This window comes from Mesorhizobium sp. C416B (assembly GCF_030323165.1).
Lineage (GTDB): Bacteria > Pseudomonadota > Alphaproteobacteria > Rhizobiales > Rhizobiaceae > Mesorhizobium.
On the sequence record NZ_CP100471.1, the window covers coordinates 4345990 to 4370207 of the forward strand.

At 63.5% G+C, this 24218-nt stretch carries 29 protein-coding genes; 13 read left to right on the plus strand and 16 right to left on the minus strand.

Going from position 1 to position 24218, the window contains the following annotated elements; genetic code table 11:
- The first annotated feature begins 65 nt into the window (after nucleotides 1–65).
- Both NLY43_RS21175 and pyk read left to right on the plus strand, forming a co-directional pair.
- Complete coding sequence (locus NLY43_RS21175) at nucleotides 66–554, plus strand: DUF1036 domain-containing protein (RefSeq protein ID WP_023673118.1); 489 nt, start codon at nucleotides 66–68, stop codon at nucleotides 552–554.
- Entirely contained in the window at nucleotides 551–1996 is a 1446-nt protein-coding gene (gene pyk / locus NLY43_RS21180; RefSeq protein ID WP_023673117.1) for a pyruvate kinase, read from the plus strand. Before NLY43_RS21175 ends, pyk begins: the two co-directional genes overlap by 4 nt.
- 8 nt (nucleotides 1997–2004) lie before the next feature.
- On the opposite strand, the gene NLY43_RS21185 is transcribed toward pyk, so the two are convergent.
- From NLY43_RS21185 to ykgO, 4 genes are all read right to left on the minus strand, one after another.
- Entirely contained in the window at nucleotides 2005–2469 is a 465-nt protein-coding gene (locus tag NLY43_RS21185) for a hypothetical protein (protein ID WP_023711626.1), read from the minus strand.
- Nucleotides 2470–2476: 7 nt separating this feature from the next.
- The gene (locus tag NLY43_RS21190) at nucleotides 2477–3544 is read right to left on the minus strand and encodes an alpha/beta fold hydrolase (RefSeq protein ID WP_023711627.1); all 1068 of its coding nucleotides are present in this window, start codon (nucleotides 3542–3544) and stop codon (nucleotides 2477–2479) included.
- A 116-nt stretch (nucleotides 3545–3660) separates the two neighbouring features.
- On the minus strand, nucleotides 3661–4242 hold the full coding sequence (locus NLY43_RS21195; RefSeq protein WP_023711628.1) for a tetratricopeptide repeat protein: 582 nt from the start codon (nucleotides 4240–4242) through the stop codon (nucleotides 3661–3663).
- 113 nt (nucleotides 4243–4355) lie between these two features.
- Nucleotides 4356–4481, minus strand: a complete 126-nt coding sequence (ykgO, locus tag NLY43_RS21200; protein WP_006327841.1) for a type B 50S ribosomal protein L36 — start codon at nucleotides 4479–4481, stop codon at nucleotides 4356–4358.
- Nucleotides 4482–4723: 242 nt separating this feature from the next.
- Between ykgO and NLY43_RS21205 the strand changes: the two genes are divergently transcribed.
- The gene (locus tag NLY43_RS21205) at nucleotides 4724–5152 is read left to right on the plus strand and encodes a lysozyme inhibitor LprI family protein (RefSeq protein WP_023684031.1); all 429 of its coding nucleotides are present in this window, start codon (nucleotides 4724–4726) and stop codon (nucleotides 5150–5152) included.
- Nucleotides 5153–5190: 38 nt separating this feature from the next.
- On the opposite strand, the gene NLY43_RS21210 is transcribed toward NLY43_RS21205, so the two are convergent.
- The 8 genes from NLY43_RS21210 to NLY43_RS21245 all read right to left on the minus strand — a co-directional run bounded on the left by NLY43_RS21210 (nucleotide 5191) and on the right by NLY43_RS21245 (nucleotide 11657).
- On the minus strand, nucleotides 5191–6267 hold the full coding sequence (locus NLY43_RS21210) for a 5-(carboxyamino)imidazole ribonucleotide synthase (protein ID WP_023684030.1): 1077 nt from the start codon (nucleotides 6265–6267) through the stop codon (nucleotides 5191–5193).
- Nucleotides 6264–6761: a 5-(carboxyamino)imidazole ribonucleotide mutase gene (gene purE / locus NLY43_RS21215; protein ID WP_023684029.1), complete on the minus strand. Its 498-nt coding sequence runs from the start codon at nucleotides 6759–6761 to the stop codon at nucleotides 6264–6266. The genes NLY43_RS21210 and purE overlap by 4 nt, the downstream gene beginning before the upstream one ends.
- Before the next feature lie 74 nt (nucleotides 6762–6835).
- A complete protein-coding gene (locus NLY43_RS21220; RefSeq protein ID WP_031199372.1) occupies nucleotides 6836–8041 on the minus strand; it encodes an aminotransferase class V-fold PLP-dependent enzyme in 1206 nt (401 codons plus the stop codon).
- 20 nt (nucleotides 8042–8061) lie between these two features.
- Nucleotides 8062–8523 (minus strand): RidA family protein, encoded by a 462-nt coding sequence (locus NLY43_RS21225; protein WP_023673109.1) that lies wholly within the window; start codon nucleotides 8521–8523, stop codon nucleotides 8062–8064.
- Nucleotides 8524–8640: 117 nt separating this feature from the next.
- Entirely contained in the window at nucleotides 8641–9435 is a 795-nt protein-coding gene (locus tag NLY43_RS21230) for an amino acid ABC transporter ATP-binding protein (protein WP_023711630.1), read from the minus strand.
- A 4-nt stretch (nucleotides 9436–9439) separates the two neighbouring features.
- Entirely contained in the window at nucleotides 9440–10090 is a 651-nt protein-coding gene (locus tag NLY43_RS21235) for an amino acid ABC transporter permease (protein WP_023684027.1), read from the minus strand.
- Between the two features lies 1 nt (nucleotide 10091).
- A complete protein-coding gene (locus tag NLY43_RS21240) occupies nucleotides 10092–10757 on the minus strand; it encodes an amino acid ABC transporter permease (RefSeq protein ID WP_023673106.1) in 666 nt (221 codons plus the stop codon).
- A gap of 69 nt (nucleotides 10758–10826) precedes the next feature.
- Nucleotides 10827–11657, minus strand: coding sequence for a transporter substrate-binding protein (locus tag NLY43_RS21245; protein WP_023673105.1), 831 nt, complete (start codon nucleotides 11655–11657; stop codon nucleotides 10827–10829).
- Nucleotides 11658–11813: 156 nt separating this feature from the next.
- Between NLY43_RS21245 and NLY43_RS21250 the strand changes: the two genes are divergently transcribed.
- Nucleotides 11814–12629 (plus strand): IclR family transcriptional regulator, encoded by an 816-nt coding sequence (locus tag NLY43_RS21250; RefSeq protein ID WP_023711631.1) that lies wholly within the window; start codon nucleotides 11814–11816, stop codon nucleotides 12627–12629.
- Nucleotides 12630–12653: 24 nt separating this feature from the next.
- Here NLY43_RS21250 and NLY43_RS21255 read toward each other — a convergent pair whose 3' ends face one another.
- On the minus strand, nucleotides 12654–12857 hold the full coding sequence (locus tag NLY43_RS21255) for a YdcH family protein (protein WP_023673103.1): 204 nt from the start codon (nucleotides 12855–12857) through the stop codon (nucleotides 12654–12656).
- Nucleotides 12858–13096: 239 nt separating this feature from the next.
- Between NLY43_RS21255 and NLY43_RS21260 the strand changes: the two genes are divergently transcribed.
- The 7 genes from NLY43_RS21260 to NLY43_RS21290 all read left to right on the plus strand — a co-directional run bounded on the left by NLY43_RS21260 (nucleotide 13097) and on the right by NLY43_RS21290 (nucleotide 18373).
- Nucleotides 13097–13276, plus strand: a complete 180-nt coding sequence (locus NLY43_RS21260) for a YdcH family protein (protein ID WP_023684024.1) — start codon at nucleotides 13097–13099, stop codon at nucleotides 13274–13276.
- Between the two features lie 288 nt (nucleotides 13277–13564).
- The gene (gene ispG, locus NLY43_RS21265; protein ID WP_023684023.1) at nucleotides 13565–14818 is read left to right on the plus strand and encodes a flavodoxin-dependent (E)-4-hydroxy-3-methylbut-2-enyl-diphosphate synthase; all 1254 of its coding nucleotides are present in this window, start codon (nucleotides 13565–13567) and stop codon (nucleotides 14816–14818) included.
- 3 nt (nucleotides 14819–14821) lie between these two features.
- Entirely contained in the window at nucleotides 14822–15679 is an 858-nt protein-coding gene (locus tag NLY43_RS21270; RefSeq protein ID WP_023711632.1) for a lytic transglycosylase domain-containing protein, read from the plus strand.
- 8 nt (nucleotides 15680–15687) lie between these two features.
- On the plus strand, nucleotides 15688–15999 hold the full coding sequence (locus NLY43_RS21275) for a phosphotransferase-like protein (RefSeq protein ID WP_280800295.1): 312 nt from the start codon (nucleotides 15688–15690) through the stop codon (nucleotides 15997–15999).
- Nucleotides 15920–16237, plus strand: coding sequence for a phosphotransferase-like protein (locus NLY43_RS21280; RefSeq protein WP_280800294.1), 318 nt, complete (start codon nucleotides 15920–15922; stop codon nucleotides 16235–16237). Before NLY43_RS21275 ends, NLY43_RS21280 begins: the two co-directional genes overlap by 80 nt.
- Before the next feature lie 163 nt (nucleotides 16238–16400).
- Nucleotides 16401–17540 carry a sterol desaturase family protein gene (locus tag NLY43_RS21285; protein ID WP_198020049.1) on the plus strand — a complete coding sequence of 380 codons (1140 nt, stop codon included), beginning with the start codon at nucleotides 16401–16403 and terminating at the stop codon, nucleotides 17538–17540.
- A gap of 80 nt (nucleotides 17541–17620) precedes the next feature.
- A complete protein-coding gene (locus tag NLY43_RS21290) occupies nucleotides 17621–18373 on the plus strand; it encodes a Stf0 family sulfotransferase (protein ID WP_023711633.1) in 753 nt (250 codons plus the stop codon).
- On the opposite strand, the gene NLY43_RS21295 is transcribed toward NLY43_RS21290, so the two are convergent.
- The 3 genes from NLY43_RS21295 to NLY43_RS21305 form a co-directional block, all read right to left on the minus strand.
- Nucleotides 18374–20716, minus strand: a complete 2343-nt coding sequence (locus tag NLY43_RS21295) for a response regulator (RefSeq protein ID WP_023711634.1) — start codon at nucleotides 20714–20716, stop codon at nucleotides 18374–18376.
- 85 nt (nucleotides 20717–20801) lie between these two features.
- Nucleotides 20802–20987 (minus strand): hypothetical protein, encoded by a 186-nt coding sequence (locus NLY43_RS21300; protein WP_023711635.1) that lies wholly within the window; start codon nucleotides 20985–20987, stop codon nucleotides 20802–20804.
- Nucleotides 20988–21024: 37 nt separating this feature from the next.
- The gene (locus NLY43_RS21305) at nucleotides 21025–22044 is read right to left on the minus strand and encodes a LacI family DNA-binding transcriptional regulator (protein ID WP_031195645.1); all 1020 of its coding nucleotides are present in this window, start codon (nucleotides 22042–22044) and stop codon (nucleotides 21025–21027) included.
- Nucleotides 22045–22262: 218 nt separating this feature from the next.
- Here NLY43_RS21305 and NLY43_RS21310 point away from each other — a divergent pair, with 218 nt between their 5' ends.
- Nucleotides 22263–23096 carry an inositol monophosphatase family protein gene (locus tag NLY43_RS21310; RefSeq protein ID WP_031198040.1) on the plus strand — a complete coding sequence of 278 codons (834 nt, stop codon included), beginning with the start codon at nucleotides 22263–22265 and terminating at the stop codon, nucleotides 23094–23096.
- 61 nt (nucleotides 23097–23157) lie between these two features.
- Entirely contained in the window at nucleotides 23158–24183 is a 1026-nt protein-coding gene (locus NLY43_RS21315) for an ABC transporter substrate-binding protein (protein WP_023711637.1), read from the plus strand.
- The last annotated feature ends 35 nt before the right edge of the window (nucleotides 24184–24218 follow it).

Genomic DNA, 24218 nt, shown 5'->3' on the forward strand with positions numbered 1-24218 from the left:
TGCGCCCGGACTTTTCCGAAAAGGGGCGTTGAGAGATGCAGATGACGTTATTGAGGGGTTTCGGGATGGGTTCCGCCGGCAGGCCGCGTGCGCGCACCGCCTTTGCCGTGCCGCTCCTGACCCTGACGCTAGGGCTCACCGCGCTGGTCGCGGCTTCGCCTGCCCGCGCCGATTTCCGCGTCTGCAACGCCACGCAGAACCTGGTCGGCGTTGGCATCGGCTACCGCGCCAAGGCAGGCTGGATCACCGAGGGGTGGTGGCACATCGAAGGATCGAGCTGCAAGACGCTGATCGAAGGTCCGCTGTCATCGAGGTTTTACTATCTTTATGCAGAAGACGCCGAGCGCGGCGGGCGCTGGGATGGCCCGATCAACATGTGCGTGGCCGAAAAAGAGTTCAAGATCGCAGGCGTTACCGATTGCGTCGCCCGGGGCTTCCAGCGCGCCGGATTCCAGGAATATGACACGGGCGAGCAGGCAAGCTGGATGGTCCAGCTGACCGATGAGTCCACAACGGGAGGCGCTCCAGCCGCCCCGGGAACAAACAGTCAATGAGACGTAGCCGCAAGGTCAAGATCCTCGCCACCATCGGTCCTGCCTCCTCGTCCGAGGAGATGCTGCAGAAGCTGTTCGAAGCCGGCGCCGATGTCTTCCGCATCAATATGAGCCACACCGATCACGAGCTGATGCGCACGCTGGTCGGCCGCATCCGCGCGGTCGAGGAAAAGGTCGGCCGTCCGATCGGCATCCTGGCCGATTTGCAGGGACCGAAGCTGCGCGTCGGCAAGTTCGCCAACGGCAAGGAGGTTCTGACGCCGGGCCAGACCTTCACCCTCGACAACAATCCCGAGCCCGGCACGTCGACCCGGGTCTACCTGCCGCATCCCGAAATCCTGAGTTCGGTCGAGGCCGGCCACCGTCTGTTGATCGACGACGGCAAGCTGGAGCTCAGGGCGGTGAAGAGCGACGGCAAATCGATCACCTGCACCGTCGTCGCCGGCACCACCATTTCCGACAAGAAGGGCGTCAGCCTGCCCGACACCGACCTGCCGGTCGGTGCGCTGACCGAAAAAGACCGCAAGGACCTCGATGCGGTGCTGGCGGAAAGCGTCGACTGGGTGGCGCTGTCGTTCGTGCAGCGGCCGGAGGATTTGGCGGAAGCCCGCAAGATCGCGCGCGGCCGGGCGCTGATCATGGCCAAGATTGAAAAGCCGCAGGCCGTCGCCCGGCTGGCCGAAATCATCGAACTCTCCGACGCGCTGATGGTCGCCCGCGGCGATCTCGGTGTGGAAATGCCGCTGGAAGCCGTGCCTGGCATCCAGAAGCAGATCACGCGCGCCGCGCGCCGCGCCGGCAAGCCGGTGGTGGTCGCCACGCAGATGCTGGAATCGATGATCACCGCGCCGGTGCCGACCCGCGCCGAGGTGTCCGACGTGTCGATCGCCGTGTTCGAGGGCGCCGACGCCATCATGCTTTCAGCCGAATCCGCTGCCGGCGCCTATCCGGTCGAGGCGGTGGCGATGATGAACCGCATCGCCACCAAGGTCGAAACCGACCCGACCTATGCCGGCATCATCAACGCGCAGCGCTCGGAACCGGAAGCAACCGGCGCCGACGCCATTTCGCTCGCCGCCCGCGAGATTGCCGAGACTCTGAAACTGTCGGCGATCATAACCTATACGGCGTCGGGCACCACCGGCCTGCGCGCCGCGCGCGAGCGGCCGCAAGTGCCGATCATCGCGCTGTCGCCGATCCTCAACACGGCGCGGCGGCTGTCGCTTTTGTGGGGCACGCATTGCGTCGTCTCGCCCGACGCCAGCGACCTCGACGACATGGTCGACCGCGCCTGCCGCATCGCTTTCGAAGAGGGGTTCGGCCAGCCGGGCGACCGTGTCATCATCACGGCGGGCGTGCCGCTGAGGACGCCGGGTTCGACCAACATGCTGCGCATCGCCTATGTCGGATCGGACGTGCAGGCCACCCGCAACATAGGTTGACAGAGGCTTCAACTCATCACAGTTCGCAGCGCTCTTGCCGCACCTTCGGCGTGATCGATACGCTGAAGGAAGCGGTGTGCGCGAGGGAGTGGGTCATAGAGATACTGATCCGGGCCGCGCATCTTTCGCCGGTTGAGGTCGGCGGTGTCGAGCAGGTCGAAATCGACCCTTTCCAGCGTGCAGTGCCAGCCTGCGCTATGCGAAGCCCATCCCCTTCCGTGGTGCTGCAGAAGCCGCTCTCGGCTGGAATAGCCGTGATAGTCGAAGGCGATCACGCCGTTCGTCATGTAGATATGGTTGCCGTAGAAATCCTCGCCCGGAATGATCCGTTCGCCGTAGAATCCGTCCAGGGGAGGATGGCTGAGGAAGGTGCCCGCAAGGATGTGGCAGGCGCCGTAGCCGAAGAAGATGCTATCCGGTAGCGCCCAGAACGCTTCGGGGTTTTTCTTGATTCCGTGCTTCAGGACATACATGCGGCCGTCACGTCGGGGCGAGTTGCGCGTCGGGCACCGTAATGTCGGGGCACTGTGCATCGTTGTACGCATCGCCGGCGATGCGTGCTTCCACGGTTTTTGCCATTGCCTGCAGGTCGACGACCTTGCCGGCGACTTTCTCGATCGCGCCGACGACGAGGTCGGAGGCGATCCAATCCGGCTTGTGGCCGAGATTGTGGACCCAGATCAGTTCGGCGCCGGGGATGTCCCTGACCAGGCCGACCGAATGGATCGAGGCATAGACCACCTTGTCGCGGTCGCCCGAGATGACGATGGTCGGCGCTGTGATGTCGCGGTAATGCGGCGCGGCCTTCAGCGTATAGTCGTAGAGGCCGGCGACATCGATGGCGTTGGCGCGGAAAGCGCCGGGACGCAGCACCAGCGGAATCGAGGCATTGCCGACATAGCCTTCCGGCACCTTGTTGGGAGAAAACACGCAGGCCGTGGCGCCGTCCATCTGCAGCGTGCCTGCCGGATAGGTCAATGTCTCCGAGAACAGCCAGCCGATGATGGGGGTGGCGGTCAGCTTGTAGTACCAGGCGGTCGCGCCGCCCGGCCAGGGGTGGCTGACCGGCGACAGAAAGACCAGCCCGAGCGTCTTCTCCGGGTGTTCGCGGCCAAAGGCGGCGGTGATCACGCCGCCAAACGAATGGCCGACGATGATCGCATTGTGGATGCCGAGACGGTCCATCAGGCTGGCGATGGTGTCGGCCTGCGCCGACGGGCTCTCATTGTTGCCGGGGCCGCGTGCCGACCAGCCGAAGCCCGGCCGGTCGAGGAAAACCATCTCGGCGCGGCCTTCGAGCAAAGGCCTGATCGGCAGCATCTGATCCCTGAGATTGGCGCTGGCGCCGTGGATGAAGACGATGGCCGGCAGCTCTGCATTTTGCGGAGCCGGCACGTGGACATAGTGGATGCGGGTGCCGTCGATGTCGGCAAATTCGCCGGCCGGCGGGTTGCGCCACTCGATCAGCCACGCGCCGGCCCGGGTGACACCGGCCAGGGCAAAGACGAGCGCGAGGAGCAAAGCACAGGCGGCGTAAATGAGGTTCATGCGCGGAGATACGGGGGTGGAGGGGGATAAGTTCTAGGGAGTAGGGAGGTGGCGTCTCGACCAATCTTCTCTACTGACTACTCACTAATCCCTAATCCCTAATTCCTACTGCCTAATCAAATTCCTTCGCCGGCAAGCTCTTCCGAAATTGCCGCGACCTGGTCCTGGGCGCTGCGCATCATCGGATAGATGGTAAGCACCTTCTGCCAGGCTTCCAGCGCCGATTGCTTGTGGCCGGTGGCGGCCATGATCTGGGCCAGGCCGGAAAGCGCGCCGAAATGGCGTGGTTCCAGCTGCAGCGTCTGGTCGATGTCGGACATCGACTTCCCGAAATTCTTCATCATGTAATGCACGGTGGCGCGCCGGTTCCAGCCTTCGGCATATTTTGGCTGCAGGACGACGACCTGGTCGAGGAAGTCGAGGGCGACGTCGAACTTCTGGTCGTCCATCGCCTTTTGCGACCATTGCATCATCAGGTCGATCGAGGCGCTGCCGGACTGGAACCATTCGCCCCAGATGCGCCCGGCGATGCGCTCGGCCGCCTTTTCGTTGCGCTCGCGCTTCAGCTCGGCAAACAGTTGGTCGAGCCTGGCTTCCCTGGTCAGGGCAACCGGCGGCTTTGCCGGCGGATCGTCCGCCGACGCCGGAGCGACGCCGAAAAGAAACAGGGTCGCCAAAAATGCAAAAAGAATCCGCATCGCCGGAATCTAACCCCGGACGGCGGATCGTCAAACTGAAATTAGCGTGAAAGTGCCTGAAACCAGGCAATTACCATCGTATGGACGGAGGCAACGAGCCTCCGGCCGAACACTCAGCCCTGGCGCGCCTTGTAGCGTGGAGCGGTCTTGTTGATGATGTAGACGCGGCCCTTGCGGCGAACCAGCTGGTTGTCGCGGTGACGCGCCTTCAGCGCCTTGAGCGAATTCTTGATCTTCATGGTCTTGCCCGTCGGTCTGGGCCCTGTCCGGGCCGAATTATTAAGGCGCGCCTGAAAAGCGCGCCTTTGAACTTGCGGTGGCTCATAAACGAGGAGCCTTGCCCGTGTCAACCGCAAGCGTGCTGGATAGAGGCCGAGAATGGCTTTGGCCATCAAATATCCGCCATCTCGGCTCCACGCCATTGCGCGGCCGAAGGCGGGCTGGAATGGTGCGGCACCCGCAAGCCGATTTGGAGACCTCTATGCGCCTGTTGTTTGTGTCCGCGAGCCTTGCCGTTATGGCAGCCGCCTCCATCGCGCAGGCGCAGGAATGCGACCGCAACGACGACAGCCAGCAGATGATGAACATCTGCGCCGGCGAGGACTATCGGGCCGCCGATGCCAAGCTCAACCAGGCCTACAAGGATCTCGTCGGTCGCAACGACGACAAGGGCAGGAAGCTGCTGCAGGTCGCGCAACGCGCCTGGATCGCCTTCCGCGACGCCGAATGCGCCTACACGACGACAGACAGCGAGGGCGGCTCCATCCATCCGATGGAGGTTTCACAATGCCTGACCGAACTGACGGACCAGCGCATCAAACAGCTCACCGCGGGCGCCAATTGTAGGGAAGGCGATGCGAGTTGCGCCAGCCCCGACGAAGACGGGGATCTGAACGACGAGCTGCAATAGGGCTCGAGCCACGCCCTCGCGCAAAGTGCCGGAATGGCTTAGCTACGGCGGCTGATGCGCGTGAAATGGCCCATCTTGCGGCCTGGGCGCGCTTCCGCCTTGCCGTAGAGATGCAGCATCAGATCGGGCTCGGCGAGCAAAGCGGGTACGCGCAGCACATCGTCGCCGATCAGGTTTTCCATGATGCAGTTTGAATGCCGGCCAGGGTTGCCCAGCGGCAGGCCGGCAATGGCGCGGATATGCTGCTCGAACTGCGAAACGATGCCGGCGGCTTCCGTCCAGTGGCCGGAATTGTGCACGCGCGGCGCCATTTCGTTGGCCAGCAGCGTGCCATCGGCAAGAACGAAGAACTCGACGCCGATGACGCCGACATAGTCGAGGGCCGCCAGGATTTTCGCTGCCGACCCCTGTGCCGTCGCCGCCGTCTCCAGCCTGATCTGGGCCGGCAGGGTCGAGGTATGCAGGATGCCGTCGCGGTGGACGTTCTCAGCCGGATCGTAGGCGGCGACCGCGCCGTCCAACCCGCGCGCGGCGATGACCGAGATTTCGCGCTCGAAAGCGACGAAGGATTCGAGGATCAGCGGCACATTGCCCATGGTCTCGCATGTGCCGGCAAAGCCGCCCGTCTCCATGTTGCGGAAGACGCGCTGGCCCTTGCCGTCATAGCCCATGCGGCGGGTTTTCAAGATGCCGCTGCCACCGAACTCTCTCAGCGCCGCCGTCAGCTCGTCGTCATTGTCGACGGAGCGGAAATCCGCTGTCCTGATGCCGATGCCGTTCAGGAATAGCTTCTCCGCCACCCTATCCTGGGCAACTTCCAGCGCTCGCGGCGGCGGATAAACCGGGACCTTGGAAGCAAGAGCGCCGGCGGCCGCCACCGGCACATTCTCGAATTCGTAGGTGACGACGGCGCTGACTGCCGCCAGTTCGGCAAGGGCGTCCGCATCGTCATAGGCGGCGGTGATCTGGCGGTTGGCGACTTGAGCCGCCGGGCAATCGGCCTGCGGTTCGAGGATAATTGTGCGGTAGCCGAGGCGCGCTGCGGCAACAGCCAGCATGCGGCCGAGCTGGCCGCCGCCGATGATGCCGATGCTCGATCCCGCGGGCAGGCTCACGGCGCATCCGTCGGTTCGGTGGCGACCCTGGCGGTTTGGGCGGTGCGCCAGGCATCCAGGCGGGCGGCAAGTTCTTCGTCGTTCAGCGCCAGCACGGCGGCCGCCAGAAGGGCGGCGTTGGCCGCACCCGCCTTGCCGATGGCAAGCGTGCCGACCGGAATGCCGGCCGGCATCTGAACGATGGAGAGCAGCGAATCCTGGCCTGACAGCGCCTTCGATTCGACCGGTACGCCGAACACCGGCAGCGGCGTCATCGCCGCCGTCATGCCGGGCAGGTGGGCGGCGCCGCCGGCGCCGGCGATGATCACCTTGAAGCCGGCCGCCTTGGCGCCCTTGGCGAAATCATAGAGGCGGTCCGGGGTGCGGTGGGCGGAGACGATCAGCCGCTTGTGCGGAATGCCCAGCGCCTCCAGCGTTTCGGCGGCGTGGCGCATCGTCGCCCAGTCGGACTGGCTGCCCATGATGATGGCGACGTCGGCGCGGTGGTCGGTCAAGCGCATGCTCCCGGCGGTAAAGGCGCGCCTTAGCGGAATTCGGGCTGGCCCGCAAGGATGGCGGCTGCCGCAGCCTAGTCCGGCCAGCGCAGGGCGCCGGATGAATCCTTTCGCGGCTGTCTCATCGCATCCGCCGGCCTGTCGGCCGCGGTGAGCACGGCGCGGAGGCGTTCGGCGACGATCTCGGCCTCGCCTGGGTGCAGATTGCAGGGGTCGAGGAAGAAATGGCCACGCTCGACCTCGTGATTGCGCACGATGATGGGCGGCGATCCGGCCGCCAATGCCGAGGCGAGGCCGGCGGCACTGAAGCGGCTTTCGGGGGAGACGAAGATCTGCAGCCGGTCGAGCGGATTGGCGGTCGGGTCGGGAATGATGTTTGCGACGATGCCGGGTATTCCCTGCAGCGAATCCCTCCATAGATTGAGCGCCGCTTCCTCGCGTCGGCGGATGCCGGCATGGTCGCGCTTTTCCCAGGCTTCGAGCGCCGCCATGGTGCCGGCGATGCTTTCCTTGCCGACCTTCATGGCGCGGGCGACGCCGCGGTTTTGCAGATAGGCGGCGCGGACGAGATCCCTGCGGCCGGCGACGATTCCGCTGGTCGGCCCCGAAAGGAATTTGTGGCCGCTGTAGACGACGATGTCGGCGCCGCGCGCCAGGAAGCTGCGCAGGTCATATTCGGAAGCCGCATCGACGATCACCGGCACGCCCCTGGCGTGGCAGATATCGCAGAATTCCTCCAGGGAAAGCATGCCGTATTGCACGGTGTGGTGCGCCACGACGTAGAGCGCCGCCGCCGTGCGCTCATTGATCGCCTCGCGCACGTGATAATCCTGGGTGACGCTGACGGTACCGGCTGAAATGACCTTGGCGCCGGCGACGCGGATCGACTGGTCGATCGGCGCGCCGTAATTGACGATATGGCCAAGCTGGATGACGACTTCGGACTTCAGGCCTTCGGTGTCGTCGGGCAGCCGTTCGATCGCCAGCAAATTGGTGCCGGTCATCGCCCCGGCGATCGCCATTGTGATGCCTGAGGCGCAGCAGGCGGTGATGAAGCCGGCCTCGCCGCCGGTGAGGCGGGCGGTGATCACGCTTGCGGCGCGCTGCAGATCGTCCATCTCCACCCACTGCGAGGCGATCTCGGCCATGGCGCTGATCGCCTCGGGAACGATGATCGAGGCGCCGAGCGTCGTCATCGTGCCGGAGACGTTGATGATCGGCCTCAGTCCCAGTCGTTCGCGGATCGTGGTGTTGGAGCCGGTGTCGGAATAGGTTTTCATGTTCAGCAATCCCTTGACTGTCAGGCGGCGATCTCGACGACCGCTTCGATTTCGACGGTGATGTTTCCAGGCAGCGAGCCGACCCCGATCGCCGAGCGGGCATGGCCGCCGATCTTGTCGAAGACGCTGGCGAACAGGTCCGAGCAGCCATTGACCACTTTCGGGTGGTCGCTGAAGGTCGGCGTCGCATTGACGAAGCCGAGCAATTTGACGACGCGCACGATGCGGCCGAGATCGCCGGCGGCGGCGTGCATGACGGCGAGCAGGTTGAGGCCGGTGAGGCGGGCATGCTCATAGGCCTGCTCGACGGTGACGTCCTCGCCGACCTTGCCGGTGCACAGCGTGCCGTCGGCGCGCAGCGGCCCTTGACCCGAAAGAAAGATCAGCCGGCCGCTTTCCGCATGGGTGACGAAATTGGCGATCGGTGTCGGCGGCTCGGGCAGCGTCAGGCCGAGTTCGGCGAGCCGGATGTAAGGCGTCATGGAAGAATTCTCCTTGGGCCGGCCTGTTGTTTTACGCAATTCCCAGGGGAAAGCGCTTCGCGCTTTTCCCGGGAAAACCGCTTACACTTCTCCTGGAATTGCTTTGGGCCGCCCATGTCAGAAATGGGAGGCGCGGAAGCGCGCCAGGAAAGAGCGGAGGCGCTCATTGGTGGTCTCTTCGGCAAGGATCTCCTTCGGCGGGCCAACAGCGCTGACAACGCCATCGGCCATGAAGACAATGCGGCTCGAAGCGTCGCGGGCGAAGGCCATCTCGTGCGTGACCATCACCATGGTCATGCCGTCTTCGGCCAGGCTGCGCACAACGGCCAGCACCTCGCCGACCAATTCGGGATCGAGCGCGGAGGTGATCTCGTCGAGCAGCAGGATCTTCGGCTCCATGCCGACTGCCCGCGCTATGCCGACGCGCTGCTGCTGGCCCCCGGAGAGTTCCGCCGGCAGGCTGTCGGCCTTGTGGGCCAGGCCGACGCGGCTCAGCCAATGCTCGGCGATCTGGCGCGCCTCGGCCTTGCTCTTGCCGCGCACCTTGGTGAGGCCGAGCATGATGTTGCCGGCGGCGGTGAGGTGCGGAAACAGGTTGAAGCTCTGGAACACCATGCCGGTTTCGGCGCGCATATTGGCAAGGTCGCGCTCGCTGCGCCGCTGGCGCGCGCCGGCCTCACGAAAACCGACCTCCTTGCCGTCGATTCGGATCGAGCCTGAGTCGTAGCTTTCGAGAAAGTTGACGCAGCGCAGCAGGGTGGTCTTGCCGCTGCCGGAAGGGCCGATGACGGTGACCACCTCGCCCCTGTCCACCTTGAGGCTGACCGAGCGAAGCACCTCGACCGAACCAAAGGCTTTCGAGACCCCGGCAATGTCGAGAAGGGCAGCATTGTCGTTCGAGCTTGTGGCCATCGTGCTAGTCCCGGATGAAGGCAAAGCGCCGTTCCAGCCGCCGGCTGGCGTAGGAAAGCGCATAGTTGACGGCGAAATAGATCAAGGCGCCGAGGATGTAGAGCGGCATCGCCTCATAGGTGCGGCCGATGACCTGGTTGATCGCCTGCATCAGGTCGGTGATGCCGAGCAGCGAGACCAGGGCGCTGCCCTTGACCGCATCGGTGACGCCGTTGATCCAGGGCGGCAGGAAGCGCCGGAAGGCCTGCGGAAAGATGACGTAGGTGAGCCGCTGGCGAAAAGTCAGCCCAATGGCCATCGCCGCTTCTGACTGGCCCTTGGGAATAGAGCCGACGGCGCCCCGGAGATACTCAATGACCTGCGCCGTCTTGAACAAGGTCAGCGCCAGCACCGCCGCCGAGAAGGATTGCAGATGCAGGCCGATGGCCGGCAGGCCGTAATAGACGAAGAACATCAGCACCAGGATCGGGATGCCGCGGATGGTGTCGGAGAAGATGCGCACGGCCCAGCGCAGCGGCGCCGGGCCGTAGACCAGGCCGACGCCGAGCGCGACGCCGGCAATCAGCGACAGCACCACGACCAGCAGCGACACCCACAAAGTGATGGCGAAGCCCTGGGCGAGGAACGGTACGGCGTAGAGGATCTGGCTCAGCATGTCAGCGCGCAGCCCTGAACCGGCGTTCGACCAGCCGCAGTCCGAACAGCAGGGTGTAACCGGTCACCAGATACATCGCCGTCGTCACCAGATAGACCTCGACGATGCGGAAGGTGTTGAAGTTGATCCACTGGGCGCCGAAGGTGAGCTCGGGCACCGAGATCACCGAGGCGATCGACGTGTCCTTGAACAGCGAGATGAAGGTGTTGGACAGCGCCGGCAGCGTGATGCGCAGCATGGTCGGCAGGCGCACATGAACCAGCCGCTGCCAGGGCGTCAGGCCGATGGCTTTGCCGGCATCGAGCTGGCCGCGCGGCACGGCTTCCAGGCCGGAGCGGAACACCTCGACCAGATAGGCGCCGCTATAGACCGACAGCGTCAGCACGAACGAGGTCGGCGCGTCGTAGGCGACGTCGATCACCGTCGGCAGGCCGTAGAAGACGAGATAGACGAGCAGGATCAGCGGCACGTTGCGGATGAATTCGACGTAAGCCGCAATGATGGCGCGCACCACGCGTCCGGCCGAGACATACCAGACCGCCAGCATCAGGCCGATGACGACGCCGATGGCAATCGAAATCACGGCAAGCTCGAGGCTGAGCAGAAGGCCGCCCCACAGCTTGTCGAAATGCCGCCAGATCAGGTTGAAGTTGAGCGTATAGCCCATGCGTCTCCCGCAATAACCAAGGGGATGCGAACTAGAAGGCGGAAGGGCTAACCCTTCCGCCAGCGCTTGTCAGACAACCGGGAAACCCGGATGGCGGGCCGGCGGCTCTTGGCCGAAATAGTCCTTGAAGGCGGCGTCGTAGAGTGCGGTCTCATGGCCGAACATGGCGATGGTGAAGGTCTGGTTGACGAAGGTCAGCCAGTCCAGGTCGCCCTGCCTGACCGCCGCGCCGTAGAGCATCGAGTACCAGCTCTTGCCGGCATCGAAATATTTGTCGGGGTTGCGCGAGGCCAGCCAGCGCACGGTTGAAAGATCGACAGCGGCGGCATCGGCGCGTTTCGATTCCAGTGCCTGCAGCACATTGGCCTGGGTGTCGATCTGCAGCACCTGCGCCTCCGGCAGGGCGTAATGGACCGAGCTTTCGGCGTCGACATTCTGCAGGATCGAGATGCGCGTCGCCGAACCGCCGGCGAGCAGCTTGTCGAAGGTCTTGTTTTCCGCGGTCGGCAGCGTCAGCAGGGCGACGCCCTCGACATAGTATGGCCTGGAGAAGTGGATCAGCTGCGAGCGCTGCGCGGTCATGGTCATGAACTGGATGGTAATGTCGACCTTGTTGGTGGTGACATTGGGGATGCGCTGCGCCGGATCTTGCATGACGAACTCGACCTTGCTCGGATCGTCGAACAGACCCTTGGCCAGGATGCGGCCCATGGTGATGTCCATGCCGACCAGCTCGCCGGCATCGTTTTCGAAATGCCATGGCGCGTTGGTGCTGCCGGTGCCGACGATCAGCTTGCCGCGGTCAAGCGCGGTGCGCAGAACGCTGTCGGATGCGGCTTGTGCCGCCGCCTTTTCGGCGCTGACAGCGGTCATCACGCCCGCCGTTGCAAGCCCGGCCATGCCCAGTTTCAGAAAATCTCGCTTGGATGCGTCGTTCACTGCGACCTCCTGTTGTTTGAGTTCCCCTTACAGACACACGTGTCGCCGACTTGAATTGTCTCTTACAATAGACACATGTATCCTATACAAGACAGATACTAACATCAGGAATCAGTTATGCAAGACAGCAATGGACTCACGGATCGGGCGGAGCTTGGTCCAGCCGAGAGCCCGACGCCCGACAAGACCTCCGGCTCGCGCGAGAAGGGCCTCAACCGGGTGCTGGAGATCCTGGACTTCCTGCATGTTACGCAGCGCGCCATCGGCATTGGCGATCTCGCCAAGGGGGTGAATGCGCCGCGCTCCACCACCTATACGCTGGTGCGTTCGCTGGTCGATGCGGGTCTCCTGGAGATGGAGGGCGACGGCAACCGGGTCTATTTCGGCAAGAAGCTCTACCTCTATGGGATGGACTATGTCAGGGGCAACGACCTGCTTAGGCGGGGCCGGCAGGAGGTCGACAATCTGTCGCGCGAGACCGGCGAGACCTCCGAATTGTGCATGCTGCAAAGCGGGCGCTATACCATCGTCCATTCCAGCCCCGGCACCAGGCCGTTCCGCATCAGCTCGGCCACTGGCTTACAGATCCCGCTGCCATGGACGGCATCGGGGCGGCTGCTTCTGGCCGGATTGGAAAGGGCCGCCATCCAGGACATGGTCTCGGAAGACGACCTTTTGCTGCCCGACGGCCGCAGGCTGCAGTTCGACGACTTCATTGCCGATATCGCGACGGCCAGAACGACCGGCTATTGCATCACTTCGGGGCTGGTCGACGCCTACACCAAATGCCTGGCCGCCCCTGTCTTCGCGGCCGCCGGCAAGGTCGAGGCGACGCTGTGCCTGGTGGTGCCGATCGACACTTCAGCGGAGAAGACCGACGAATTGCTGACGTTGCTGCGCCATCGCGCGGCGCGGCTGTCGATAGCGGGGTGAGCAGTTAGGCCCCGAGGCCGTCGGCTAAGCGATGATGTCCGGAATGATCTTGTCTTCCAGCGCCATCAGCCGGTCCTTGAGGAAAAGCTTCTTCTTCTTCATGCGCTGGATCTGCAAGGGGTCGCAGCCCATGGCGATCATCGCATTGATGGCCGCGTCGAAATCGGCATGCTCCTGCTTCAGGCGGGAAAATTCGAGGCGGACATCGGCCTTTTCCTGGTCGGACATTCTCTACCGTCTGCATGTCTGCGGCGCCCGGCAATGGGCATGATTGGGCGGGGGCGGCATCAATTGCCGCCGGCGCGCAGCCAATATCACATATCACATTGTCGTGGAATGCTACCACGCAGCATTCGACATCGCAGCCGGATGGTGGCAGACTGTCATGGTGCCGTCACAGATGCGACCTGCGGTGGACGTGCCTTTGACGGCTGCAATCGAGGAAACCATGAAAGGGAGAACCAATCATGTCTCTTGCATCCCATCTTGATGAGTTGCAGCGGAAACACGGTGATATCGAACGCGAGATCGACGATGCGATGAACCATCCATCGGTCGACGACCTCGAAATCGTGAATCTGAAGCGACGCAAGCTGGCACTCAAGGACGAGATTGAAAAACTGAAGGCGAAACCGACGAGACACTGACGCCCTTCCAGGATTAGACGCGCCGCCTTGGCGCGTGACTATCGCTCCGGTGGCGACATGCCGCCGGAGGCCTGTTTTTGCTACTTGATTCCGATACTGTTGGCCGGCGAAACCCGTCTGTGGGGTCGCCGCGCTGCTGCGATTTGGCGGCTCTGCTTGTCTGTCGCCATTGACAAGCCATCTTTGCTCCTCCACCTCATGCCCGAACCTCAGCGCTATGCGCTGATAGCTGTTTGAGCGTGCGTCGACGTGGACGTATGTCGCTCGGGTGATCAAGAGGCTGCCGGCATGACCGGGTATTTTTCCTCCCCCTTTGCGCGCCGGACATCGGTCGGCGTCGATGTCGGCGGCGTGGTCGTCGGCGGCGGCGCGCCGGTCGTCGTGCAGTCGATGACCAACACCGACACGGCCGATATCGACCAGACCGTCGCGCAGGTTGCGGCTTTGCATCGCGCCGGCTCCGAGATCGTGCGCATCACCGTCGATCGTGACGAGAGCGCTGCCGCCGTGCCGCGCATCCGCGAACGGCTCGAGCGGCTCGGCATCAATGTGCCGCTGGTCGGCGACTTCCACTATATCGGCCACAAGCTGCTGGCCGACCATCCGGACTGCGCCGAGGCGCTGGCCAAATACCGCATCAATCCCGGCAATGTCGGCTTCAAGGACAAGAGAGACCGCCAGTTCGCGGCGATCGTCGAAATGGCGATCAGGCATGACAAGCCGGTGCGCATCGGCGTCAATTGGGGGTCGCTCGATCAGGAACTGCTCACCCGGCTGATGGACGAGAACCAGCGCCAAGGCTTCCCGCTGACGGCGCAGGAAGTAACCCGCGAGGCGATCGTGCAGTCGGCGATCCTGTCGGCCGAAATGGCCGAAGAGATCGGCCTCGCCCGCGAAAAGATCATCCTGTCGGCCAAGGTCAGCGGCGTGCAGGATTTGATCGCCGTCTATACCGAGCTTGCCACGCGTTCCAACCATGCGCTGCATCTTGGCCTCACCGAAGCCGGCATGGGCTCCAAGGGCATCGTCGCCTCGTCGGCGGCCATGGGCATCCTCTTGCAGCAAGGCATTGGCGACACCATCCGCATCTCGCTGACGCCGGAGCCGAATGGCGATCGCACTCGCGAGGTGCAGGTCTCGCAGGAACTGCTGCAGACCATGGGCTTCCGTCAGTTCGTGCCGATCGTCGCCGCTTGCCCCGGCTGCGGCCGCACGACATCCACCGTGTTCCAGGAACTCGCCCAGAACATCCAGGCCGATTTGCGCAAGAACATGCCGGTCTGGCGGGAGAAATATCCCGGCGTCGAGAACCTCAAGGTCGCGGTGATGGGCTGCATCGTCAACGGCCCCGGCGAATCCAAGCACGCCGATATCGGCATCTCGCTGCCCGGCACCGGCGAGACGCCGACCGCGCCCGTCTTCGTCGATGGCAAGAAGTCGGCGACGCTGCGCGGTCCGTCGATCGCCGCCGATTTCGAAAAAATGGTTGCCGACTATATCGAGCAGCGGTTTGGCCAGCACGGCAAGGCTGCGGCCGAATAAGCCATGCGGGGGCTGCTCAAAGCCGGTGTGATCCTGCTCTGCGGGCTGGGTGCCGGACAGGCGCTCGCCGATCCACCGCAATCGCGCTCGGCGGCGAAACGATTGATCGGCCGTGTCTGTGACCTGATCGAGACGCATGCCGAGCGGAACGGTCTGCCGAAGGATTACTTCGCCCGGCTGATCTGGAAAGAAAGCCGCTTCGACCCCAATGCGGTGAGCCCTGTCGGTGCCGAAGGCATCGCCCAGTTCATGCCGGGCACCGCCAAGATGCGCGGGCTGGCCGATCCTTTCGACATCGACCAGGCGATCCCGGCTTCGGCGAAATATCTCGCCGAAATGAAGACCGGCTTCGGCAATCTCGGCCTGGCGGCGGCTGCCTACAATGCCGGCGAGAGCCGCGTTTCGCGCTGGCTGGATTCCGGCGGTTTCCTGCCGATGGAGACCGAGAGCTACGTCTTCGACATCATGGGCGAACCAGCCGACAAGTTCTCCGACGGCGCCTACGCCGGAACGATCGAGCCGCTCGACGCGAAAACCAGCTTTGCCGTCGCCTGCCGCAAGCTGCCGGTGATCATGTCGAGAACCGTGGCCATGGCGTCGATCACTGTGAAGCCATGGGGCGTCCAGGTGGCCGGCAATTTCCGCAGGGGAGCTGCGATCAATCAGTGGCTGCGGGTCAGGAGCCGGTTTCCGGCGCTGCTTTCCGGTCGTGACCCGGTGGTCAGCCGGGTGCGCACGCCGATCGGCCGACGCGGCATCTACGCCGTCAGGATCGGTGTCGACGACCGTGCCGCCGCCAACGTCATCTGCCAGAAACTGCAAAGCGTCGGCGGCGCCTGTATCGTCGTGCGCAACCGATAGGGGGCGACATGACGGCCAAAATCGTCCTGCTTAATGGCGTCGGCAGCGCCGGCAAAAGCTCGATCGCCAGGGCGCTGCAAACAATCGCCACCGAGCCCTTCCTGCATGTCCAGATGGATGCTTTCATCGACATGCTGCCGCCGGCGCTGCAGGATCATGCCGACGGGTTTTCCTTTGAGACCGTGCTGGAAGACGGCAAGCCGTCGGTGGTGATCAGGAGCGGGCCGGTCGGCGCGAGCCATGCGCGGCATGCGCCATGCCATCGCCGCCACGGCCGGGCAAGGCAACAATCTCATTGTCGACGACGTGGTCTTCAATGACGAGATAGCGGAGTACCGCATGCTGCTGTCGGGTTTCGATCTGCATCTGGTCGGCGTCATGGCGCCGTTGGAGGTGCTGGAAGCGCGCGAGGCCGCGCGCGCCGACAGGCTGCCTGGCCTGGCGCGCTGGCAATATGGACGCGTCCACAACGGCATAGACTACGACCTCGAAGTCGACACCAGCCGGCTGACGCCGCTTGAATGCGCCCGTCGCATCCAGGAAAGATTCCGACTATAGTGGCCGGTGTTCTTTTGTTGCAATCATAGCTCTTCCAATCGCCCGAAAGCGATAGTCACCCGTCATGTGCAGGGTCGTGGCGATTAAATATTAATGAGCCCTGCTGTAGCAAAAGAGGTCGATATCTCGACGAGAGCTTTTGCGATCGTCAAAAAGGCGGGGCATGGGGGCGGTGGCAAATTTCCTTAGACGCGTTGTAAGTGAACTTGAAACGCCGCGCGCCAAACGGCCGTTCGGTTCTGGCTGGCTGTCCGGCTCGATTGGCTTGCTTGCCGGGGTCACCGCCCTGCTGATGGTCATCGTGCTGCGCTACCCGTCGCTTACATCGATGCCGGATCTGGCCCCCATCCACCAGATGCTGTTCTTCAAGCCGGTGCTCTATTTCGTCCTCATCTCCGGCTATATCCTGGCGATCCTCAGCATGACTCTGCGCAGGCAAAAGACGCTCGGCGCGGCAGCGATGTTCACTGTGCTGCTGGCGTCGCTGGTCGGCATGCTTCCGGTGCGCCATCAACTGCACATCGAAGGGGTGTTCTTCGGGCTTGATTTCTTCATCCTGAACGCCCTGTTCATGGGTGTGCTGTTCGTTCCGCTCGAACGTCTTTTCGCGCGCAACAAGGATCAGACCGTGTTCCGCGACGAATGGCGCGAGGACCTGTTCTACTATCTGGTCTCATCGCTGCTGGTGCAGATTTTGACCTACCTGACCTTGGCGCCGTCCAACTTCGTCAATGCGCAGGGCGCCCTTGGTTCGGTGCGCGCCTGGGTCCACGACTTGCCGTGGCTGGTGCAACTGCTGGCGGTGATGTTTCTGACCGACCTTGCCCAGTATTGGGTGCATCGGGCCTTTCATCGCATTCCCTGGCTGTGGAAGTTCCATGCCGTGCACCATTCCGCCAAGTCGATGGACTGGATTGCCGGTGCGCGCATGCATTTCCTGGAAATCATCGTGCTGCGCAGCCTGACGGCCACCCCGATGTTCGTGCTGGGGTTCGATGAATCGGCTATCCAGACGTATATATTGATCGTCTACGTCTATTCGTCTTTCATCCATTCCAACATCGGAACCAGTTTCGGTCCAGTCGAAAAGGTGCTGGTGTCGCCGCGTTACCACCACTGGCATCACGGCCTCGAGAAAGAAGCGATCGACGTAAACTTCGCCATCCATTTCCCGCTGCTCGACCGGCTGTTCGGTACCCACCATATGCCCGAAGGGCGCTGGCCGAACGGCTACGGCATTCACGGACATCCCGTTCCGAACGGATACTGGCAGCAATTCCTCTATCCCTTCCGGCGCGGCTAGACTGGAGTCCTTCGCGAAGCGCGCGTGTCACCGCGCCTGGCGAGGTTAGCCCAATCCATGACAAGCGACAGAGCCCCGAGATGCGTGACGGCTACATAATCTGCGGCACGCCGAGAACCGGAAGCACCTTGCTGTGCGGCCTTCTGGCCTCGACGAAAACAGCCGGCGATCCGCACTCGTTCTACCGGCGGCAGGACAAGGCGGAATGGGCCGAAGAGTGGAAATTGCCGCATCCCGAGACGATGAGCGCGCATGATTTCGACCTCGCCTATCTCGGTGCGGCAATCAGCGCGGGAAGGGGCGGAACGGGCGTCTTCGGCTTGCGCCTGATGCGGGAAAACCTGGATGAACTCTCGGCAATCCTCGACCGGATCTACCCAGACCTGCCATCGGACAAAGCACGCTTTGAAAAGGCCTTCGGGCGGGTCCTCTACATCCATCTTTCGCGCGAAAACAAGCTGGCGCAGGCGGTGTCGCTGATCAAGGCCGAGCAGACCGGGCTTTGGCACATCGCGCCCGACGGAACCGAGATCGAACGAGTCGCACCGCCGCAGGAACCCCGCTACGATTTCAAGCGGATCCAGCGCGAGCTTGCCGAACTCGAAGCCTATGACGCGGGCTGGAACGTCTGGTTCGCGGAGCAGGGGATCGTCCCGCTGCGCATCGGCTATGAGCGCCTGTCAGGCGATCCGGCAGCGGCATTGGCATCCATCTGCAAGGCCCTGGGCGTTCCGGCGCCGAATGCCGCCGACGTAAAGCCGGGCGTCGCCAAGCTCTCGGACGAGATTAGTCTGGACTGGATGCGCCGCTATCGTCTGGACGCGGCGATTTGATCAAGCCCTCTTTACCGCGACCGTTTCGCTGAGCCATGTGCCGATCTTGCTGCCGAGGCGGTCGGGCGACACCGGCTTAGGCAGATAGTCGTCCATTCCGGACTCGATACATTTGTCGCGGTCGCCCTTCAGTGCGTGCGCGGTGACGCCGATGATTGGTGTGTGATTGCCACTCGCTGCCTCCGCCGCCCGGATGGCGCGGGTCGCCTCGTAGCCGTTCATCTCCGGCATGGAGACGTCCATGAGGATCAGCTTCGGCCGCAGCGCCCGGTACATCTCAACGGCCGTGCGGCCATTGCTGGCGATGCGGTAGCTGAGGCCAAGCCCATTGAGGATTTGGCCGAACACCAGCTGGTTCACGTCATTGTCCTCGGCGATCAGAATATCGATCGGGCCGTTTGGCGTGGCGATCGATTCAGGCACTGTGGCCGCCGGAATTGCCGGGCCGCGAATGACGGTGAAGGCGGGTGGCGTCACGGGTGCCGCCTGCGGAACAACAGGCTCGCGAACGAACTGGGCCTTGCCGATCTGGGCCCGCGCTTTCTGGATGGCCGAGATGACGGTGCCGAGCAGGATGGCCGAGCGCGCCGGCTTGGTGAGATGCGCGGCGATGCCGAAATCGATGACCATCTTGCCGAAATCGACCTGATCGACCGAGGTCAGCAGCACCACCGGGATGGCGGAGAGACGGCTGTCGGCGGAAATCGCCTTGGCGACATCGGCGCCGTTCATGCCGGGCATCTGGTAGTCGAGGATGATGCAGTCGACCGCAGCACCGAGTTGGCTGGCCCGGTCTAGAAAGGCGAGGCCGACGGCGCCGCTTTCGGCGGCCGCGCAGTCGAAGCTCCAGCTTCTGAGCTGCTCCAGCAAGATCTCGCGGTTGACCGGGTTGTCGTCGATGACCAGCACGCGGGCGCCGGTGACATCGACCGGCACGATCTCGTTGCGCGTGTCCTGCTGATGCGCCGGCAGCGGCACGGCGAACCAGAACACCGAGCCGCGGCCGATCTCGCTTTCGACGCCGATCTTGCCGCCCATCAGGTCGATGAGGCGGGCGGCGATGGCAAGGCCGAGGCCGGTGCCTTCATGGCGGCGCGTCGACGAGCCGTCGACCTGCGCGAATTTCTCGAACACGTTCTCGAGCTTCTCGGCAGGAATGCCGATGCCTGTGTCCTCGACGCGGACCTTGAGCTGGACCATGCCGTCGACCACCTCGCCGCCGACATCGATCAGCACATGGCCCTTCTCGGTGAACTTCACCGCATTGCCGAGCAGATTGGTGACGATCTGACGGAACCGTCCGGCATCGCCGACGACATGGGCAGGCAGGCGCGGGTCGACACGCACGATCAGCTCGAGGTTCTTTTCGGCGACGCGCGCCGACACCAGTGTGGCCACGTCCTCGACCGCTTCGGCAAGCCGGAAGGGTGCAGGATCGAGCGTCAGCTGACCGGCATTGATCTTGGAGAAATCGAGGATGTCGTTGATGATGGTGAGCAGCGCATTGCCGGACTTGACGATGACTTCGGTGAAGGTTTTCTGGCGCGCGTTAAGCTCGGTCTTGGCGAGCAGTTCGGCCATGCCCAGCACGCCATTCATCGGCGTGCGGATCTCATGGCTCATATTGGCCAGGAATTCCGATTTGGCGCGGTCGGCCGCTTCGGCCTTGAACAAGGATGCGGCGGATTCGGTGAAGGCGCGGCGAATCGCATTTTCCATCGGCCGGAAGATCCAGAGGGCAACGATGGCAAGAACCGCGAACAGAAGGCCGCTTGCCCACAACAGCAGCCTGTCGCTGGAGGCGTCGGCCAGATGGCGTTCGCCATCCATGGCGGTACGCACACGCACCAGCATCGGCTGGACGAACAGGTCGTTCTGGTTGAGGATTTCGCGCGAACTCCATTCGTCGGTCTGTTGCGCCGCCGACATCAGGTTGAAGTTGCGCACGATGTCGCGCGACGACCAGAACAGGTCGCCGTTGACGGCGGCCGACGAGAGTTCGTCCAGCGTTTTGGCCGACAGGCTCGGCTTGATCGCGGCCAACTCCGCGGACAGTGTTTCGATCTCGCTGGTCAGGCGTTGCGAATGGCCGCGCGCTGCGGCGGCAAGGCCGTCACGGGTTTCGGTGCGCCAGGTCGTGCTGGCGGTTTCGGCAAAGCTGGAGGCGTTGCGCAGGTCGCGGGTGAAGACGACGAGATTGCTGCTCAGCGCGTCGATGTCGTGGCGGAAGGAATTGACGCGATTGAGCGCAAACATCACCGCGGTGGAAGCCAGCGCAAAGATGAGCAATCCCGAGATGTAGCGGATCCGGATCGAGCGGATGAAGAAAGAATATTCCGGCATGCGCAACCCCAACACATACGCATCATTTTAACGGTCGGGATTACGCTTGATTTACATTAAAATTCCGTTCGCGCCTGGCGGGCCGTCAAGATCCTGGCTGCACGTGCCCGGAGTTGGCGCCATAGAGGGTGGCATCGCATTCGCGCATCATGCGCAGTGCTTCTTCCTCGGTCAGGCCGAACTTGCGCATCATGCTCCGGATTTCGGGGTCTACAGCTATCTCCACCGGTCTTGCCGCCTGGCGGGTCTTCCTGGCCTTTTTCTTGGACATCAGTACGTTTCCCGTCTTGACCGACACATGTTTCGCATCAGCCCTGGCCCGGCCTCACCGTGCTGCGCCAGACCATGGGCGCATGGCAGATCAGGCGGCTGCCAGCCTCCTCCCGCGCGCCGGTCGCGAGCCGCACGGCGCGCCTGGCGATCTCCTCGATCGGCGGCGAGAACGTCGTCAGCCGGTAAGAGGCCCAGTCGGCCTGTTCAATGTCGTCAAAGCCGATGACGCAGAGATCGCGGGGTACGTTGATGCCGAACTCGTGGCGGGCCGCATCGAGAAAGCCGCACGCAATCAGGTCGGTCACGCAGAACGCCGCATCCGGCCGCTGCCGGCCGGAAAAGAGTCGCCTGGCGCCATCGGCTCCGGTGGCATAGCCGGTGCGGCCCTCGCGCCACACGGTCACCTCCAGCCCTTCCTTCTGCGCGGCGGTAAGGAAGGCGGTTTCGCGGGAGAGCAGGCTGGGCGTGCCGGCAGCCGAGGTCACCAAAGCGGGGCGGGTACAGCCGGCCCGGATGAAGGCATGCAGCGCTGCCTCTGCGGCTGCAGCGTTGTCGACACCGATATTGTGCGGGCCGTCGAAGCGGTCATCGCGATTGATCAGCACCAGCCGCTGGCCGTTCTCAAGACAGGTGCGGATCAGCAACTGCGGCGGCGAGCCGGACAGAACGATGCTCGCATCGGCGCGATAGTTCAGCGTGTTGCGCAGCGCCTGGTCGACATGGTGGCTGGGGCCGGAGGTGTTGAACACCATGGCCATTTTGCCGGCGTCCCGCAGATGTTGGGTCAGCGCCTTCTGCAGGCGGGCATGATAGGGCGTGTCGCCGTCGGCAACGATGAGGCAGACGATGCCGGTCGAAGCCCGCATCAGGCCGCGAGCCAGATGGTTGACGTGATAGCCGAGTTGCTCGGCCGCCAGCATCACCCGCTCGCGGGTTTCCCCGGAAACGGAAGCGCCGGGCGTGAAGGTACGTGACACGGCCGAGCGCGAAACCCCGGCGAGGTCGGCAACCTGCTGGGCGCTGGAAAAACCGGTGCGGATTCTCGGAACCGTCAAGCGAACGCTCTCGCTGCTGTTTTCGTAATTCTTTGCACGCCCGTGCAATGTAATGCAACTCTTCTGCCATTGCCACCCACCGCACTTGACAGGCATGGCGGAATGCAACAGCTTTGCACAGCCGTGCAATACAAGCCGGCTCAAGAGTGGCATCGGAGGAATACCCTGTCCATTTCGCCGAAGACGGCATTGAGGGCGCGACTGTCCGGACCGGCTGCATGAGCAGGGCGGCGGCGCATCCGAAGGCGGACCGGCTGTCCGAGGCCGAGATGGACAGGCGTGCCGAGGTCTGCCGGAAACTGCTTGTCACGGCCGGGCAACTGGCGATGGAAGGCTATGCCCGGCAGGGCGCCGTCCAGCCGGTGGCGATGAAAGGCCCGCAGGATTTTCTCACTGAAACCGACGGTAAGGTCGAGGAGCACATCCGCGCGACGCTGGCAGACGCTTTTCCGCAGGACGGGTTTTTGGGCGAGGAAGGCGGTGGCATCGGCTCTGCCCGCATGTGGGTCGTCGACCCCATCGACGGCACCGCCAATTTCATGCGCGGTATTCCGCATTTCTGCATTTCGATAGCTTTCGTCGAGGACGGCCGCAGCGAGATCGGCGGCATTGCCAATCCGGCCATCGGCGAAACGTATTTTGCCCGTCGCGGGCAAGGCGCGACACGCAATGGCGCGCCGATCCATGTTTCGCCGACGCAAGCGTTCGACCGTGCCTTTGTGGAGTTCGGCTGGTCGCCGAGGATTCCGAACCGTGAGTATCTCGACAAGGTGAGCCTGGTGTGGGCGCTCGGCGCCAATGTACGCCGCTCCGGCTCCGGAGCGCTTGGGCTGGCCTATGTGGCCGACGGCCGCTCGGATGCCTATGCCGAGCTGCACATCAATTCGTGGGACTGCCTGGCCGGATTGCTGCTGGTGGAGGAGGCCGGCGGCCGGGTGAACCGGTTCCTCGACGGCGACGGCATGGCGAAGGGCAATCCCGTGCTTGCGGCAGCACCCGGTGTCGCGGCGACATTGTCCCAGGTGATCGGAGTGCCGCTCGACGACGGGTAGATCGTTTCCAGTGAGAAGACAGGGAGGAATATCGATGAAGACATTTGACAGTAAGCAAGGCTTGCGCGCCGCCTGGCTTGGCCTTGGCGCGGCGCTGGCCATGTTCGGATTGGCGGGTGCCGCCCAGGCGGCCGACCGCAGCCTCACAATGTATTGCGCCGTCGACGAGGCCTGGTGCCGGGCGATGGCGACCACCTACCAGAAGGAGACGGGCGTCAGCGTCGACATGACCCGCATGAGCGCCGGCGAAATCTACGCCCGCCTCCGGGCCGAGAAGGACAATCCGCAAGCCGATATCTGGTGGGGCGGCACCGGCGACCCGCATCTGCAGGCGGCGGAAGAGGGCCTCACCCAGGAATACAAGTCGCCGCAACTGGCAAACTTGCGCGACTGGGCGCTGAAGCAGGCCGACAGGTCGAAGAACCGCACGGTCGGCATTTATCTCGGTGCGCTCGGCTATGGCTACAATGAGGAAGATCTGAAGCAGCGCGGGCTGACCGCGCCGGCGTGCTGGGCCGATCTGGTCAAGCCGGAATTCCAGGGCGAGATCGAGATGGCCGACCCGAATTCATCGGGCACGGCCTGGACCATGCTTGCCACCATCGTCCAGCTGATGGGCGAGGACAAGGCATTCGACTATCTCAAGCAGCTCAACAAGAACATCGCCGAATACACCAAGGCAGGGGCTGCGCCGGCGCTCGCCGTCGGCAAGGGCGAGACGCTGATCGGCATCTCCTTCCAGCACGACGTGATCAATGCCGCGAAACAGAACCCTGCCGTGAAGGTGGTGTCGCCTTGCGAAGGCACCGGCTTCGAGATCGGTTCGATGAGCATCGTGACGGGCGCCAAGCATGCCGAAGAGGCGCAGAAATTCTACGACTGGGCGCTGAGCCCGGACGCGCAGAAGCTCGCGGCGCCGAACGGCAGCTTCCAGATCCCGTCGAACACCGCCACGCCGGTGCCGCCCGAGGCGCCGGACCTCTCGAAGATCAAGCTGATCGACTACGACTTCGCCAAATACGGCTCGTCGGCCGAACGCAAGCGGCTGTTGAAGAAGTTCACCGACGAGGTCCGCAATGGCGGCTGAGCGCGTTCTTTCGCGCTCACTCTAGCATCTGATCG